The sequence below is a fragment of the Chitinophaga sp. SYP-B3965 genome, from assembly GCF_009647655.1.
GTDB lineage: Bacteria > Bacteroidota > Bacteroidia > Chitinophagales > Chitinophagaceae > Chitinophaga.
Window position 1 is genome coordinate 2,235,002 of sequence record NZ_WJFD01000001.1, and the last position, 18,053, is coordinate 2,253,054.

An 18,053-nucleotide genomic window follows, 5' to 3' on the forward strand; every position below is an offset into this window, starting at 1 on the left:
AAATATTTTTTCTTAGAATTTTAATTCGGCACCAAAAGTGTATGTTCTGCTGGCAGGGTAAGCGCCATTATCCATGCGGCGGATGGTAGAACCATCGCTTTGTGTGGATACTTCCGGATCATACCCGTTGTAGTACTTCCAGAGATACAGGTTATTACCGCTGAGCGTAAGGTTCAGCATCTGCAACTTCTTACCGGTAAGACGGGAAAGATCGAAAGAGTACCCCAGTGAAATGTTCTTCAGGCGCAGGAAAGTAGCGTCATGCACAAACCTGTCATTCGGAATATCATCTTTTGAATCTGCTCTTGGATAATCAGAGTTAGGGTTACGGATCGGATGCCATGCATTCACCATGTATTTGAACTGGTTACTGAGGTAAGTACCGGTACCCATGAACAATTCAACCGGGTTATAAATATCTCCGCCTACAGAATAGTTAAAGTAGAAGGAAGCATAGAGTTTCTTATAACGGAAAGAGTTCTGCAAACCACCGTATATTTTAGGGTCTGCGTTGCCCAGGTACACGAGGTCATTGTTATCCAGCAAACCATCGTGGTTCTGATCAATGTACCGCTGGCGGCCTGGTGAATAATAACTCGCTGCAGAGGAAGCCCATTTCTTTTCTGTTTTATCTTTCGCGATCTCTTCGGTGCTTTTCCACACACCGGCATACTGCATGCCCCACAAAGCATTCAGCGGACGTCCCTTTTCGTATCCGTACATCATGTACTGTGCACCCTGGTTATTATTGTAGGTAGCAACCCTGTCCAGCCCGCCTATGTCTTCTACCATCTGTTTGTTATGTGCAATGGTGAAGGTGGAAGACCAGGAGAAATTGCGGCTGCGGATATTCTCATGATCAACGGTCAGCTCAATCCCTTTGTTAGATGTTTTGCCAATGTTTGCGAGGCGGGAACCAAACCCTACATGGGTTGGCAGCTGAACGGTCAGCAACAGGTCCGAAGTATTGCTCTGGTATGCTTCCAGCACAATGCTGAGACGTTTGTTGAAGAACGACAGGTCTACTCCGGCATTATATGTGGTGGTCTTTTCCCAGGTGAGGCCTTCATTCGAAATACGTGACGGGAAATACGCCACCGGCTGTGTACCGCCAAAAATAGCTCCTCCGGTTGTGGAAGCCAGGCGGGATAATGATTGGTAACGGGAGATGGCATCATTACCGGAAGTACCTCCGCTCAGGCGGATCGCAAACTCATCCAGCTTGCGGAATTTTTTCATGAAGGATTCATTCATCACATTCCAGCGGAATGCAGCAGAAGGGAAATAAGCCCATTTGTTGTCTGCCGAGAAATTAGATGCACCATCTGCACGCATGGTAACGGTCAGGTAATATTTGTTATCATAATTGTAGTTCAGGCGGCCCAGCTGTGATACACGAGCCAGGTTTTCAAGGGAAGAACCCAGGGAGATGGTTTCTTTAGAAGGCAGGGCAGCCAGATCGTTTGCTCCTACATCATCCACAAAGTAACCGCTGCCGCTCGCCTGGAAGTTTACGAAATTCTTTTTCTGAATAGTGAATCCATACATCCCATCGAAATTGTGGCGTTTGTTCCAGGTATTCCGATATGTGATAGTATTCTCGTTCAGGATATTGTTATCTGAATAACTGCGTTTGTATGCGTAAGCACCGGTATTAGCTTTTATACGGGTGGGCATGGTAGATGGAGTGAACTGATCATCATTCAGGCTATAATCTGAATAAGAGATCGTGGAGCGCAGTGTTACGTTCTTTATTGGTTTGATCTCCAGGTACAACATGGAGCTAAGGCTCTTTTCTACCCGGTCGTTCTGCCGCAGCAGCACGTTTGCCAGCGGCGAATCAAACAGCGTACCACTATACCACTGGGTATTCCAGTCGTTGAAAGAACCATCCGGTTTATAAGCAGCAATGGTAGGCGACAGGAAAAGCGTGGAGCGGTACCATAAAGTGTTGGTGCCGATGTCTGCATTATTCAGTGCCCGGTCTACATTAGAATAGTTGAAGCGGACACCTGCCTTTACAAATTTACTGATGGTCCTGTCCAGGTTCAGACGTACCTGGTAACGTTGCAGGCCGCTGTTCTTGATGATACCCTGGTTATTGTTATAGTTGGCAGAGAAATAGTATTGTGTGGTTTTATCGCCACCGGTGGCAGACAAAGTGTAGTTCTGGTAAGGTGCATTGCGGGATATCTCCTTTGTCCAGTTGGTACCTTCTCCCAGTGCCAGGGGATTGGGATAAGGATATTCTTCCAGCGGTTTAGTCTGGTTGGCAGCGGCAGAGAAATAGTAACGGTCATTCTGCATCTGTGCAAACTCCGTGGCATTCATAATGTCCAGCTCGCGGGGTAATTCGGAAAGACCTACATCACTGCGGAACGTGAAGGCCGTTTTCCCTTGTTTGTCTGTACCGGATTTTGTAGTGATGATGATAACGCCGTTACTGCCACGGGAACCGTAGATGGCCGTGGAAGATGCATCTTTCAGTACGTTGATGGTAGCAATGTCTGAAGGGTTGATCTCGTTGAGACTTTTGATGCCATCCATCAATCCATCTACAATGTACAGCGGCTCGTTGCTGGCGGAAATAGAACGTGTTCCGCGGATACGTACTGTAGTGGCAGATCCTGGTTCTCCATCCGTAGATACGATCTCCGCACCCGCGATCCGGCCCTGCAACATCTGGTCTACCCTGGTAACCGGTACATTTTCTATATCAGCCATTTTCACGGTAGATACAGAACCGGTGAGATCGCTTTTCTTCACACTGCCATAACCGATCACTACCACTTCGTTCATACTTTTCTTAGACACGGCCAGTTTTACCGTAAGCGGAAATTTAACCGCATCCACCCTGATCACCTGCCTGTCATAACCGATATACGATACAAAAAGTACATCCTTGCCGGTTGCTTCTATCGTGAACTCCCCCCTTTCATTCGTCTGCACTCCGCGTGAAGTACCGGAAACAGATACCGTAGCACCGGGCAATACATTGCCTTCTTCATCCACCACCTTGCCTTTCAGCGGAGGTTCCTTCTGATCGGGCGTTTCAACAATTGTATTTTGAGCAGCGGGAAGCGCTTTTGCTTTGATCGTAATTGTTTTGCTGTTGATCTCATAGTCTATCGGCTGGTCTGCCATGATCGTTTTCAGAAAGGTTTCGATAGCCATATCTTTTACGGACACAGATACCGGTTTGGTCTTGCTGAGCAAAGCTGCATTATAGAACACTACATAACCGGTCTGTTTCTCCAGCTGGCTAAAGACCTCTTTCAGCGGAAGCTGCCTGCCGCTCATGGTTACCGTTTGCGCAAGGGCGCTGGCCTGCATGCAAACAAACACCAGCAGTACTGTGATCTTCGTCACTTTCAGCCGTTGTAAAAGTGAACGTGCAGCCAGTACCCGGGACTTGCCCATTTTGAGAGTAGATGTGAACATGATTGAGTTTAATTATAAAGTTGAACGCATAGCAGTGCCCGCTGTTGATCGGTCAACAGGTACTGATAGATAAGCGATAAATCTGTTATTGTCTGATGATAAGTTTTTTCCCTTCAAGCCTGCAATGCACATCAGAGATCTCCAGCATCCTGATAATATTAGACAGGCTTAGGTTTCTGTCCATTTTTCCCCCGAAAATAATAGCGGGTATTCCGTTTTCGTATTGTACTTCTATATCATACCAGCGTTCCAGTTGTTTCATCACTGCCTGAATATCTGCATCTTCAAAATTGAAGATCCCGTTCTTCCAGGCCAGTACCTGGCTGGTATCTGCGCGGCTTACCTTTATACCCGGTGTGGCATGCGCTACGTTGGCCTGGTATCCCGGTTTCAGTATAGAACTGTTATTACCGGCGTTTATCTGTACACTGCCGTTGATCAAAGTAGTGGCAGTGACGTGTTCATTTTCATATGCGTTAATATTAAAAGCAGTGCCTAATACCTTTACTTCCGTATTATCTGCCAGCCTTACCGAAAAGGGTTTCGCTGCATCCGGTTTGATATCGAAATAGGCTTCTCCTTTCAGTGTAACCACCCGCTCCTTTCCTGAGAAGCTGGTAGGATATGTCACCGCACTGGCCGCATTCAGCCATACATCGCTGCCATCCGGCAATACGAGGTGGAACAATCTGCCTTTGGGTGTGCTGAGTGTATTATAACTTACTGCTGCGGCACGGTGATCATCATAGGCAATGGTACCATGTGCTAATGATACATTCGTACCTCCCTGGTTAGCGATCACACCTTTCTGCAAACTATCCAGCGTTACCTGTTTGCCGTCGCCCAATGTGAGGATGGCACCCTGGCTGGCGGCTTGTATATCCTGTGCGGTGGCCGCCTGCTGGTTGTTTTTTGATGGTTTGGAAGAGGGGTAGATCCAATACAGTGTACCGAGGCCGGTTACCACTGCAGCGGCAGCGGCCCAGCGGGTGATGGAAACCATCCTTCCGCGCTTGTGTTTTTTGGGAATGGCCTGCTGCAATACAGACAGTATTTCATCCGCCCGTTCCTCCTCTATAACTATTTCTTCCCCCGGTTCCGCCATCACCCTGTCTATTATCTCATACAACCTGGCATCATTTTCCTGATCCGCCATCATGGCAAACAGCTTTTCCTTATCCTGTTCAGAACAGGACTGGTTCATGTATGCCCGGAATAGTGTTTCGAAATCAGTCATAGTGATCAACCGGTTTACTAATAGAGACGATGAGAAAAGTGAAATGGGGCAGTGAAAGAAAAAATATTTTTTACAGCAGCTCTTTTAAGAGAAAAAGCGCGGTGAACATCCCAAGCCTGGCAAGGCAATAAATGCGGATAAAGTGCATGGCTTCTGTGAGGTGGCGTTTTACGGTTTCAGGGGCTATATTGAGCGCACTGGCGGCTTCTTCCCTTTTCAAACCCTGTTCTTTTATGAGTGTGTATACCTTTTTTTGCTGGGGGGACAGTTTGGCTACGGCCTGCCGGAGGATCTGCCTCGTTTCCTTTTCCTGCAGCTGTTCTCCGGGATGTTCGGCAGCATGCAGCAGCAGATCGTCCCCGTCCTCAGGAATGGGGACCGCCATTTTTTGTACAGCTAATTGCTTGAGCATGCTGAATGTTCTGTTACGGGTAATAGTGAACAGCCAGGCCTTGAAATGCCTTACTTCTTTCAGTTCTTCCCTTTTCAGCCATACCTGCAGGAACACGTCCAGCAGTATTTCTTCGGCCACTGGTGCAGCAACCGTTAGCCTGTAAGCGATGGTGTATACTTTGTTCCGGTATAGGTGAAAGATCTCACCAAAAGCCTTTTCATCTCCCTGCGACACTTTATCTAGCAGATCCATCTCGTGACTAACTTTCTGAACAGGCATCACATTGATTTTGGTAGCAAATATAATATTGACGGCAAGAAACAGTTGTGGTACTGCTCTACATGGAACGTGAATTAATGATAATATAACGTGGTTGGTATGTCTACCTGGCGGGAAAAATACAAAAATATCCGGTATTAAAACAAAAACCCGCGCTTTCGCGCGGGTCTCAACAACTTTTCTTGTACAGGAGATCAGTTCTCTGAAACAAAGGTATACTTGCCGGAGGGCACCTGTAATACAGTACTGCCATCCTCCTTTCCTATTACTTTTATTCCTTCTATACCACTCACCTGCTCTCCCGGCATATAAACAGTGGCCTGTGAATTCACAGGTACCGTCACATTCAGGGTAAACCGGCTCCCCTCCTTTTTCCAGCTGCTCCTGATCACTCCGTAGAGCGATGAGGTTTCCGCTTCGGCAAAAGAGATATTCTTTACCGGAGAGGGTTTTATGAGGAAGTACTGGAATCCGGGATGTGCAGGGTCCGCACGGATACCCGCCAGGCTTTTGATGAACCAGGAGGAAATGCCGGTGAAACAGGTATGTATCTTACTGGTCACATTTACACTCCAATATTCCGGCCATGCCGTTTCTCCCTTTTCCAGGAAATAACCATAGCTGGGCTCGGTAGTTTTAGAGAGGATATGCGAGAACGCTTCATGGTACGTTTTATCCTCTATCAGGAATTTCAGCAATACCGGCAGGCCGGAACTGCCCATATCAAAATAGGCGTTTGGCGCAGTGATCTTTTCCTTAAAGTTGGCGAGCACAGTTGCGTATAGTTTTTCAGGTACAATACCAGTCATCAGGGGGAAGGCCGTTTGCACCTGGTCTCCGTTCATGTAGATGTTCAATGCAGGATCAAAGAACTGTGCATTGATCCTCGTTTTCAGGAACCTTAATCTTTTTTGGTATACCACCGCGTCTTCAGGATGCCCCAGTATGCCTGCTATTTCAATCATATCGCCCAGGTTCATGGCATATACGCAGTTATTGAAGAAAGTAGCCTCCGGTGTGCCACCAAATTCTTTTCTACCACCGGGTGCAGCCCAGTCTCCCAGGAATTTCCCGCCACCGAAAAACGCTTCCAGGAGGCCGAACTGGCTTTTGGTATGAAGGAATTCCAGCCATCTTTTGCTGGTATTATAGTTGGCTTCCAGTATCCGCTTGTCTCCATAGGTACGGTAGAATTCCCAGGCCACATTCAGCCCTGCGCTGCTCCACATAGGGCCGCCGTAATGTTCATTCCATTGTGGTGCGGTATGGTGGATCCACCCGTCCTGTTCCTGTACATCAGACCAGTCCCGCACGTGTTTGGTGTAGAATGCGCCTACCTCGTAATTGGGCAAACCTATGCCCCATGAAGTGGCGAAAACTTCTTCTCCATACCCCAGCCTTTCCCGATGCGGGCAATCCGCCGTAAAACCTTCTGTGGTACAAAGCCGGTAAGTCCAGAGGTCTGTTTCATATATTTTATTGAACAGATCGCTGGAAGAGGAGAAGTGCCCTGTGCGTACTATATCTGTGGCTACAACATATCCTTTCACATCAGCTGGTGAAGGTTTGCTTTTCAGTCCGCGGATATTGATATAACGCCCGGCTGTATAGTTAAAACGGTTGCGGAATGTTTCCCCATCTTTGCCTTTGCATATATAGATATTTCCCTGGGCCCAGTCCTGGATCGTTTCAGGATCATCTGCTACCATGATCTTTACCGTATCTCCGGCAGCCATGCCTTTCAGCTTTACTTCCAGCCATCCTGTATAGTTCTTACCCATATCCACTTTATAGATGCCTTTAATGGTATCCGTTACTGTTTTGGCAGGAACTGTTTCAATGATGCGGGCAGGCTCCATATTGTGCGCGGATAAGATCACTTTATGATCTGTTTCCTTAGCTGGTAACCATTTACTGTCATCAAAGCCTGTTTCATTCCAGCCGGGGATGTATAACCGGGCGTCTATGCATTCAGCGCCATGATCTTCGTATGTATTTCCACCGGTGTTCTTACTGGAACTTACCAGGCATTTCCAGCTGGCATCCGTAGCGAGTGAGAAAGTGCCTGCATTCATCTGTACCCTTAAGGAAGGAAAGATAGTTCTGCCAAAGAACTCGTTGCGGGACCATCCCGGGCCGTACCATATGGCAATCGTATTATTCCCTTCTTTCAACAGGGCTGTTACATCGTATGTTACATACATCACTCTCCTGTCTATCCGTGTTAACGCAGGCGCCAGCACACGGTCGTCTGCTTTTTTGCCGTTGATGTACAGTTCATGATATCCCATGGATGCCACATGTACAAAGGCTGTATTCACTTTATCCAAACGGAAGTTCTTACGATACCAGATATGGCTTTCTTTGGCCGCATCCGGATGTTTGATCCAGGAGCCTTTCCAGTCTGCCGGTTGGAGCAGCCCCATGGAAAAGCGTGCTGCCGGGCTCCAGGGCGTGCTGTGCCCATCTTTATCCTGTGCACGCACTTTCCAGTAACAATCCTGATTGGAGGTCAATTTCCGGCCTTTAAATACTACAAGGGCAGATTGATCGGACGGCGTTTCACCACTATCCCAGATATCTCCTTTGTCTTTATCCAGCAGGGCTTTGCTGCTGGCTACCAATACGTGGTAAGCGGTTTGTTTTTGGCCCCTTGTATTTTTAGTGTCTGTGAGCTTCCATGTAAAACGTGGCACTTCCGCATCAATACCTAAGGGCGCCTGCATGTATTCACAACGCAGGTCTGTTACCTGCATTTGTGCAAATGCGTTTAAAGAAAATAAAAGGCAAATAATTAATTGAATAGAACGCATGATATGATCTAAAATTGATGGAAGGAAGCGGATACAAATTCTAACACTTCCGGCAATGCTGTACGCCAGTAACCCCAGCTGTGGCCACCATCGCGGATACGGAATTCATGCGGGATCTCCTGCTTGCGCATAGCGATATGCACCAGTGAGTTTCCTTCAAACAGGAAATCATCATCACCGCAATCAATATACCAGCGCACTGCTTTCTTTTTATCATCCGGCATGTTGTTTACTAAGTACAACACGCTCTGCCGTTCATAATATGTTTTGATCTGTGCAGCGGTAGCGATGGAATCCTGGCCACGGCGCTGCATCCACTTTGTAACATCCTCCAATACCATAGGGCCGGTAGCTGCGCTAAGCGGACAGGCAGCGGCAAATAGTTCCGGGTGATGCAGGGCATAGGTAAAAGTGCCTTCGCCTCCCATAGAAAGACCAGCCACTGCGCGGTAACGTTTCTCTGATCTGGCGCGGTAGGTCTTTTCCACGAAAGGGATCAGTTCCTGGAAAAAGAAATCCTCATAACGCCATTCTCCTTTGATGTCATTTGCATACCCCCTGCGGCCGGTGTTGGCATCCGGCATTACAATGATCATGGGCGTAGCCTTCCCTTCCCGGATAGCTTTATCCGTGATGCTCAGCACCTCGCCAAACTGTATCCAGCCGGTTTGATCATCTCCTGCGCCATGCAGCAGGTAGAGTACAGGGTAGCTGCGTTGGGATGTTTCGTAATCAGGCGGCAGGTAAATGGAATACTTCCTGTCTCCTTTTAATATTTTACTGGGCAGGGTAAGGTTATCAGACACCTTTCCTGTTTGTGCGTGTGTTAACACCGGAAGCATTATACATGCCAATAGCAGTGCAATCATTTGTTTACTCATGATCTGTGTTTGTTTTACCATGTTATATTGATCAGCTTTCCTCCATAACTTTCAATAGCGCAGTTAGTGCCATTAACGCTGGTAATGGAGCTTTGCACCAGGAATGTAAGCGCGTTATATTTTTCCAGCGTCACTTTATCAAAGGTGATCACCAGCTTGTTACCGGAACGGGTGACCACTGGTTTTACAACACGCCGTATCGCTTCATAGGCATGTACGGCCTCTGGCGGAGCAAACCATATATTATCCTCTCCCTCTTTTCCATAACTGGCTGCAAGCCGGTTAAAGAACGCTGTAAAATCAGCAAAGCGATAACTAATATTCCAGAGATCATCATTCCCTACGCTGTGTGTAAATGTATTCAACCAAAAGTATTTTCCGGTGGAAAGATGTTCTTTTATTCCCCTGAACACGGAATCCATCAGTACCTGCTGCCCCATTTTACTGTTTAAGAACAGCCTGCCCACGCGTAACCTGTTCCAGTCAGTACGGGTAGCCGGCTCTATCCAGTAATCCGGGTACTGACCGCTATGCACTACCTGCAGGCCTTGTTCAAAAGCTGCATTTGCATAAAGTGGCGCGCTCAGGTGATCATCTTTTCCGCCTGGTATCACAAATTGCTGCATGTTCGTTTGCAGGCGTTGCTGTACGGTACGGGTATTTTCTGATACTTCCCATGCAGCCTTTACTTCTTTGCCTGTAGCGTGTGTATAGCTGTGGTTAAGTACATCCCAGCCTGCCTGGGTGATGAGTTTCAGATCATTCCAGGAGAGATTATCTTCACTGACAGAGCGGGCATTGATGGCTACGGCAGCTTTGAAGGACAGTGCATTGCCGCAACCGTCTGTATAATAAAGCCCGGGATGATATGCGCCATCACCCCCTTCGTCAAAATCCCACTTGTCTTTAAACGGAGCGGCTACCTGCCCGCCGTTAAAGTAAGGGAGCGCAACCCGTGCTGCGGAAACTAAACCATCGTCCAGCGTAAAACTGCATGCAAAACGTTTATCATAACGCAAGGGCGCTATGCTCACTTTGGCATTTTTGGCGGAGGCATCCAGCGTTACCGTGATGGTTATTTTGCTTTGTTGCCCTCCTAATAATAAAAGTAGCAGATAGATCATTGTTCAAAATTTGCTTTCATTTGTCCTGAAAAACTTTTACCTGCCGGGCGTAATTTTATTTTCAGGATAACGCCTTCCTGTAACAGCGTGGAATGATATACTTCGTCCCCGTTCCAGAACCTTTTACGCACCCATTTGCCCTCACTGTAATATCCTTCTTCCACTGCAACGATCTCTGCGCTTTGCGCACCGGAACCATAAGTGGGCCTGAACTGGAACTTGGCATCAAAGCCTATTAGCAAAAATTCGTTCTCCGCCAGTTGTGCTACCAATGCCCGGCCTGAAGGGGAGCGATCTTTTTTCCAGGTAGGGAAACCATATGTGAAAAGGATATCATACCCATCAAAGTTCACCAGTTGATCTGGGCGGTTATGTTCTTCTATCACCGCTTTCAGGCGACCGGTGCCTTGCAGGGCCATTACTTCGTTCAGTGCACCCCGTAATAAACGGTAATTAGCGGCAATACCTGCAAATTTATCATCCAGTTTTTCTTTTCGCCTTTCGTCATGCGGATCGGCGCTGAAAGGGTCAATACCGTATACGGCTACACCCAGTGCGTCGTAATTGCCCAGCATGTGAAAATGATAACGGGCAAAATCAGGACCTTTGCCTGTTTCCGGTATAAAGAGCGGATTATCCGGGCCGCTGTATTTGGTACAGAGATCATCAATGGCAGCCAGGTTATTCTGGTAGATGTCCGGAGCCAGCAATACCATATTAGGCGCAGTGGCTTTCCAGATATGCAGCATATTGGAAGTAGGCCCTCCACTGGGGTAATCGCCGGGGCGTTGGAAACGGTGTTCACGCAGCCAGGCATTAGTATACATCGGTAATGCATATTCCTGCTTTCCACCCTCTGCCACTTCATTGATGTAACGGGCAATGTGATAAGCATTGAAAGACTCCGGTGCATCCACACCAAAAACTTCTTTCCAGGTGCCGCTCTTCTTTCCCAGTTGCTGTACCAGCTTAGCAGGCACCGCACTGTTGAATACCGCGTTAGCCACATCAGAATAATCACGATCTGTGCCTAGCGATCCTGCTTCGTTTTCCACCTGCACCAGGATGACGGTCTGTTCTTTTACATCTGTCTTTTTAAGATGCCGCATCATAGCAGAGAAAGCTTTTTTATCAGCATCCAGGTTGGCTTGTGCTACGGGAGACAGCAGCTGCAGTTCTCCTCCCCCGGCATCTTTCATGCGCGGGTAAAGGTCCGGGCGGGAAAGCATCCATTCCGGCGCGTACTGTGAACTGCCGTTCTTGTAAGAACCGAACCACAGTAAAATAAGCCTTATGTTTTCTCTCCGCGCGCCCGCAATCAGCGAGTCCAGTTCGCGGAAATTATATTTACCCGGTTCAGGTTCCACATTCTGCCAGTACACCGGCGCTTCCAATGTGTTGCATTGCAGCTCACGCAGCTGCGGCCATGTTTTTTCCATAATATATGGCCAGCTGCTGCTATTCCACAGCTGTGCACCTAACACCAGGAAAGGTTTGCCGTCTACAAGAAAACTGTATCCTTTTCCCTGCTGTTTCTTTACAAAAGATGGCAGCGGTTTCTGCGCTGTAACCGCAAGACTACAATATAGGAATGTGATAATAAGAGAAAGAGATTTCATGTTATCTTTTTTTATAGCTGTCCACAGGAATACGAACAGTGCCCCAACGCACTATCCTTTCTATGGGATTAAAAGTTTTTGTTTCGTAGCTCGCCAGGAAAGTGATCACGTGATCCTTTGGGCAGCCCGGTTTTATTTTGATCACGGAACTCAGGGTGAAGCCATCCGGCCAGCGTGCGGGCAGCACCTCATCGGCCAGCTTTTCTTCCGCTGCCGCCACCCATTTGTCTTCGGTGTAGAGGCGTAGCCGGGAGGAGTCTTTGTATAACAGGAAACCGTCTCCTGCTTCCTCTACGCGAACATCCGTTAATACTGGTACATCAAACCATACCGGCAATATCATTTCATCTTCAGGCATTTCATTGATCTGCAACAGCAGCTTCACTTCAAATGGCTCTCCATGCAGCGACGGTTGCTTGCGACTGATGATGCGGACAGGTGGCAATTGCAGTAAACGTTTATCAGCTTTCACCTGTACTACTGAATCCAGCACTGTCACTGCGGTATCATTCGTGCGGATACGAACACGTAGTTGCTGCACTTCCTCTCCACCACGGTTTAACAAACGCAGCAGTATACTATTCTGCCCGTTCTTCAAAAACCGCAGATTGTGATCCAGGCCAATCCATGCAGCAGGATCTCCTTTCAGGTAGATACCAGTTTCTGTTGCTGCACTTTGTTTTACATGCAGGCGGCCATTGTTATCTGCCAGTAGTTGTTCATGATGCAGCTTCTTTGTTCGCAGATCATATTGCAGCAACTGGTATTGTTGCCCGGGCTCGTATACCGGCGCAGTGATCACCTTTGCTTCCACACCTGCTATTGCAGGCCCTAATGGTAACCAGCGGTGGGTATAAAGCCCCCAGCCTGTTTTATCTGCATGTTTGAAATGAAGATAGCCAGGTTGTTGCAGGTTACTTTCTACCTTATAGCCCCATACATCAAAATCAGCATAGAGATCATAATGAGACCACCTTAAAGGTGCAGGTAATGTATGTTTGAATCCATCTGCTACAAAACGAAGCGCACTTTCAAACACACGCGTTTCACCAGGGAGGTCTACCATATGTCCGCCATCCAGGGATTGATAATTTAACGATACTCCTTCCCATGCAGCACCGGCACGCACTTCTTCATTCAATCCATATAAAATGTCTGTCGGACTTGTATGCATGCGCACCCGTACATCTTTTAAATTACTGAAAGTGTAACGCACCGGGTAAAGTGTATGGTTCTCCGGGTAACCAAAGAAAAACTCCGGGCTGCCCGTCATGCTCACGATGCTGCCTATCTTATCAGGATACCTGCCTCCCAGGTAATAAGCCATGATCCCTCCCATGCTGAAACCTATAATGCCGCGGTGTTCCCGGCCTGTTAATGTTCTGCAGGAAGAATCAATATGCGCTGTGAGTTCAGGGAAATAATCTTTCATCTGCACCCGGAACTTTACATCTTCATGATTACCTACGTTATAAGGACGTGGTTCACTTTCATCTATATTACCATCCCACATCACCATGATCACACGATATTTATTCACAAGTTGCTGCAATGCTGTATAATCCAGTTTTGCATTATCGTCTGAAAAATGACGGCCACCCCATCCATGCAGAAAATAGACAACCGGGTAACGCTCACTGCCTGCCGCATAAGTATCCGGCAGATACAAACGGTATGCTTTAGGATGCCCGAAAACGCGGCTGTTATGCGTCAGGTCATGGTAAGGTACCTGCTGTGCCTCTGCAAAAAAATGATGCAGGCACATACAAGTGATGAGTAAAATATATTTCGGCATACGTTTCATATTTCAACGAGGAATCCTGCTGTATTGTCCAGTTGTGCGAATGTTACTGTGATCGTAAGGCGGCCTGCTGCCCATGACCAGTTATCAGCAGGTACAGTCCCCTGCATGTTCAAACGTTTTACCTGCGCAGGTTTGCGGGCACAGGGTAATTCAATCTTTCCTTCGCTGAAAGGGATCACGGCCAACCGGGTTGTAGTTGTAACAGATTGCTCATCCTGCGAGATGAGCCCCCAGTTGCCAGTCCAGTTGATATTTTCTATGGGTGTATTCACCACATCTGCTCTTAAGGTCAGCGCTGTTAATACATCCTTTTCTGATCTTCCCCAGCAGCGGAGCCTGGGCGGAGCTTCCATATTACCTGCAGTGCTATTCAGCCACACCGGTTTCCATAAAATAGAACGGCGATACCATTTATTCACTGCGAGCCGCCGGTTCAGGAAACGTTCCGGAATAGGCGCACCATTTTCCAGTTCAGTAGGCAACACCGCACCAGGAGACCCGAGGATAATAGTATTCATCAACACTTCATCATCCGTCCGCCATTCATAAGAAGAAGAACCACTGATAGCTACACACTGTTGTGACAACAACGAGGCCCAGATGCTCCATTCCGCATGCCCCTGCTTTGTATCATACCAGAGGTCACCCTGATCATCGAGGGATATCATATCCACCAGCGGCGCCCATAAGGGACTGATACCATAATACAGGATGATCACATTAGGATCTATACTTTTAGCGGCTGCTGATATGAGCCGTACCATTTCATAAGAAGACCGTTCTCCGCGGAAACGCGGATCCTTTGGTGCGCCCATATTGGGGTTGGGCATGCCATATCCAAAATCCAGTTTTATTAACCGCGGTTTCAACCTGCGCATCACGCTGCGTGTTCTTTCCTCCAGGAAAGCACGGGTGCGCGGAGAGCTTACATCCAAACAAAAATAAGCTTCTCCGGAAGGATCAAAATTCCAGTTCGCGAGGCAGGGTTTCCCTGCTGCGTCCCTGATGAGATCATTTACGCCAAGGCCTGCTGCTACCGTATCTTTGATCCAGCCCACCGTTTCCCAGATACCAATGGATGTACCATTCCGCCGCACATGATCCACGTCTGCAAAAAAGTCCGGGAACTTTTCAAGGTTCGGTTTCCCTGCGCCTTGTGAAACTTCCCAGGGATCATCCAGCACCATCATTTCATTGCTCATTTTTTCCATGAAGTCTGCAATAGGCCTGATCGGATATTTCCTTAAACGCCACATGCCCCAGGTATTCCATACAGAAGAAACAGGTGCTACCTTTTTATTTTCATCAACAGGGAACGATGCATAATATTGCTGAAAAGAAGCGATGGCTGATGTATCTATTGTAATACGCAACAGATCATCCCAGGTGCGTGTGTTTTGCGGAGGTGCGCCCCACAGATCTTCCCGGAAGAGGTACTCGTAACAACCGCGGGTACCGCGTATCTTAAGTGTCATGGCACCATCCGGCACACTGCCGGCACCGATACAGATCCAGCCATTACCATTCCCCATTGCCGTAAATAAAACCGGACGCGGGAAAGCTGCACCATAAGGAGTGCTCATAGAAGGTCCAAAATTCCCCAGGGCAATATCAGGTTGCCCAAAATCCCACATGCGGAAATAACTCTGTACCGTTCCTCCTTTCGCCCCAGGCACACAGTAACCAAGCGCCTGCCAGTTGGGAAGAAAAGGCCTGTCCCATACCGGTTTCACATTCACCCCATCTGCTGCTACCGGCGATGCGCCTATATACATTTCCACGATAGCCGGCGCCTTGCTCAACCATTGAATGGTGAACCGGCTGATGCGGATACCCCATGCGGTGCGTTCCAGCACTAATGTACCCGTGCCCTCCTTTTCCAGTACCAGTGGTATTTCTGATTTGTTGCCTTTGAAAGCAGGAAGCGCGCCCTGCACGCGGGCTTTCAGGTATCGAAGTTGTCCATTGTTTTCCTTTATCCAGAAGGAAGGCAGCAGACCACCCCGCCAGGTAACCCCACCACCGGATGTAGTGATAAGTGTTGCATCATCCTTTAACAGGTCCCATTCAAAACGCAGCGCTCCCTTCGTATAGGTCCATGGAGTCGGCTGAGCCTGTGCCACCACTGCAAAAAATGGCCAAAGGCATAGCCAGGCCCGGATCAGTATTTTCATATTCTGTTAATTTCAATGCGCGCCCGCAATAAAGCGAACGGATCGCTTCGTGGAATTAATTGTCATTTAAACAATTATCTAAAATTAATTAATTCAATGAAATGCATGCTAAAAATATTATCAATGGTTAAGGATAAACTTATCAGGTGAAATCCACTCCTTATTATTATTCAATATTAATATACCTGCAATAAAAATAAACCGCCAGCCCAACAACCGGCCAAACCTTCTACAGCCGTTATTCGATAGTTCTTTTCTATCCGTATAAAAGCAGATTATACCGTACAAAAAAATTAAACTGTTTAATATACAATTATTAAAATTAATTATTACATTGTTAAACATTTTCTGTCCTAAAAGGCAGTACTACTCTTAAAGCGGGAACAAAACCATGATATCACGGCACTGAAAAAGTACTAACAACCATAAGTAATGCAGTAATTCAATCATTTTAGATAAAAACGGATCCTTTACCGGCCATGGCGTAATATCCCTGATACAAAATCATGCGGTTCAGCTTATCAGGTTTCAAAAAAATTAATTGTCAAATGTACAATCATTAAAATAATTTTCTATCTTGTCATCATAGATCAGCATTTCACGTATACCAGAATTAACCAGAACAGAATTAGTATAAATATATATTTCCACGCTTCTGAAATTAAAATCACCTCAGGCAGCGGATTCAACACGTCAGATAATTTCAGCATTAAAATGCTGTCCTTTAACGGCTATATGGCTTAAGCAGCGCAACAACTAGTAACGTGCACAATTGTAGCAGGTTGCCCATGCAGGCAACCTGGAGGCTATACTTTAATCTTTCTTAAAAAGAATCAAACATGAAACAAATTGTACTGGGGCTTTTTTCCATTGCTGCCATCTCCTTTTTCTCCTGTAAAACCGCGAAAGACGGTAACAAGAAAACAGAAGATTCCGCCAGCAATAAACCGCTGATGAAAGACTTTATGGGTATTAACGGTCATTTTAGCTTTAAGCCGGAATTGTACGGCCAGGTATGCCGTCTTGTACGGAACTACCATAATATAGACTGGGATGTAAAGAAACCCGGCGATCCCATCACGATCCCTAACACTATTAATAACATCAACTGGAAAAGAGATGTATACGGCCCCTGGAAAACAGGTGGTTTTGAAACGGACATCTGTGTACAGTTTGGCAACTTCGGTGCAGGGCACGATCACTTCGTCGAAAAATGGAAAGGACAGGAACAATGGAGTTTTAACTACACCAAAGCCATGACTTCATTTTATGGCCCTTCCGGTGCTGAAAAACTGGCCACCTCCTTTGAGATCGATAATGAACCCGGCCGACGTGTAGACCTCCCCGTGTTCCAAAGCCTTTTTGTTCAGATGGCAAAAGGTATGCGTGAAGGCGATCCTAAAGCAAAGATCGTTACACCTACCGTGTATGCACGGGAAGCGGATGATTATTCCCAGAGCCTGCTTTCTTTCTATGGCAATACAGATATTCTGCCGCTGTATGATGTGTTGAATGTGCACACCTACTCTACTATGCCTAAATCCGCCACCAACCCTAATAACTGGAACCGTACCTGGCCGGAAGATACTACTGCTGACTATCTGAAAGTTGTGCAGGAAACTATTGACTGGCGCAACACTACCGCTCCCGGCAAAGAAGTATGGGTAACTGAATTTGGTTATGACGCCTGCACACCTGATATGATGAGCACCCGTAAAGACTGGATGCTGAAGCTGGACTGGCAGGGCCATACTGATCTGCAACAGGCACAATACCTCGTACGTTCCTTCCTGGCGTTTGCCAATATGGATATCAACCGTGCTTACCTCTATTTTTATAATGATGATAATGAAGCATCCTTCCATGCTGCTTCAGGCCTCACACGCAAGTTTGAACCGAAAATGTCCTTCTATGCAGTGAAACAGTTATACGAAACACTGGGCAGCTATCGCTTCAACCGTGTAGTAAAACAAGAATACGGCCAGGCTTATGTGTATGAGTTTGTAAATGGCAGCGATGCAAATAACAAGATCTGGGTGGCATGGTCTCCTACCGGTGTAAAATCACATGAAAAAGATGGATATAAACCAAAAGAAACCAAAGTAACGCTCACAGATCTGCCAGGTAAAGCGCAAAGCGCAAAAGCTATGGCTACCGCCACAGGAGAAGCTGCCAACGTAGCCTTTGAGCAACAGGGCGACAATGGTATCAGCCTCACCGTCGGGGAAAGTCCCACTTATATTCTCATAAAGAAATAAGCATGTTTTAATCTGTTTATGTAAGAAGA

Annotated in this window: 10 protein-coding genes; 1 reads left to right on the top strand and 9 read right to left on the bottom strand. The window is 47.1% G+C overall.

What is annotated here, in order from left to right; all coding sequences use genetic code 11:
* Window positions 1-12: 12 nt before the first annotated feature.
* The 9 genes from GFS24_RS08660 to GFS24_RS08700 form a co-directional block, all read right to left on the bottom strand.
* Window positions 13-3,441: a TonB-dependent receptor gene (locus GFS24_RS08660; protein WP_153659173.1), complete on the bottom strand. Its 3,429-nt coding sequence runs from the start codon at window positions 3,439-3,441 to the stop codon at window positions 13-15.
* Between the two features lie 85 nt (window positions 3,442-3,526).
* Entirely contained in the window at window positions 3,527-4,678 is a 1,152-nt protein-coding gene (locus GFS24_RS08665) for a FecR family protein (protein WP_153659174.1), read from the bottom strand.
* Between the two features lie 70 nt (window positions 4,679-4,748).
* Window positions 4,749-5,351 (bottom strand): RNA polymerase sigma factor, encoded by a 603-nt coding sequence (locus tag GFS24_RS08670; protein WP_153659175.1) that lies wholly within the window; start codon window positions 5,349-5,351, stop codon window positions 4,749-4,751.
* A 194-nt stretch (window positions 5,352-5,545) separates the two neighbouring features.
* Window positions 5,546-8,164: a family 78 glycoside hydrolase catalytic domain gene (locus GFS24_RS08675; RefSeq protein WP_153659176.1), complete on the bottom strand. Its 2,619-nt coding sequence runs from the start codon at window positions 8,162-8,164 to the stop codon at window positions 5,546-5,548.
* A gap of 8 nt (window positions 8,165-8,172) precedes the next feature.
* Entirely contained in the window at window positions 8,173-9,045 is an 873-nt protein-coding gene (locus GFS24_RS08680; RefSeq protein WP_153659177.1) for an esterase family protein, read from the bottom strand.
* A gap of 14 nt (window positions 9,046-9,059) precedes the next feature.
* On the bottom strand, window positions 9,060-10,169 hold the full coding sequence (locus tag GFS24_RS08685) for a polysaccharide deacetylase family protein (RefSeq protein ID WP_153659178.1): 1,110 nt from the start codon (window positions 10,167-10,169) through the stop codon (window positions 9,060-9,062).
* Complete coding sequence (locus tag GFS24_RS08690; RefSeq protein WP_153659179.1) at window positions 10,166-11,788, bottom strand: DUF5597 domain-containing protein; 1,623 nt, start codon at window positions 11,786-11,788, stop codon at window positions 10,166-10,168. The genes GFS24_RS08685 and GFS24_RS08690 overlap by 4 nt, the downstream gene beginning before the upstream one ends.
* A 1-nt stretch (window position 11,789) precedes the next feature.
* A complete protein-coding gene (locus GFS24_RS08695; protein WP_173003017.1) occupies window positions 11,790-13,583 on the bottom strand; it encodes an esterase family protein in 1,794 nt (597 codons plus the stop codon).
* Window positions 13,584-13,588: 5 nt separating this feature from the next.
* The gene (locus GFS24_RS08700; RefSeq protein ID WP_153659181.1) at window positions 13,589-15,766 is read right to left on the bottom strand and encodes a hypothetical protein; all 2,178 of its coding nucleotides are present in this window, start codon (window positions 15,764-15,766) and stop codon (window positions 13,589-13,591) included.
* Between the two features lie 839 nt (window positions 15,767-16,605).
* On the opposite strand from GFS24_RS08700, the gene GFS24_RS08705 reads away from it, so the two are divergent.
* Window positions 16,606-18,024, top strand: a complete 1,419-nt coding sequence (locus GFS24_RS08705) for a hypothetical protein (protein ID WP_153659182.1) — start codon at window positions 16,606-16,608, stop codon at window positions 18,022-18,024.
* Window positions 18,025-18,053: the final 29 nt, after the last annotated feature.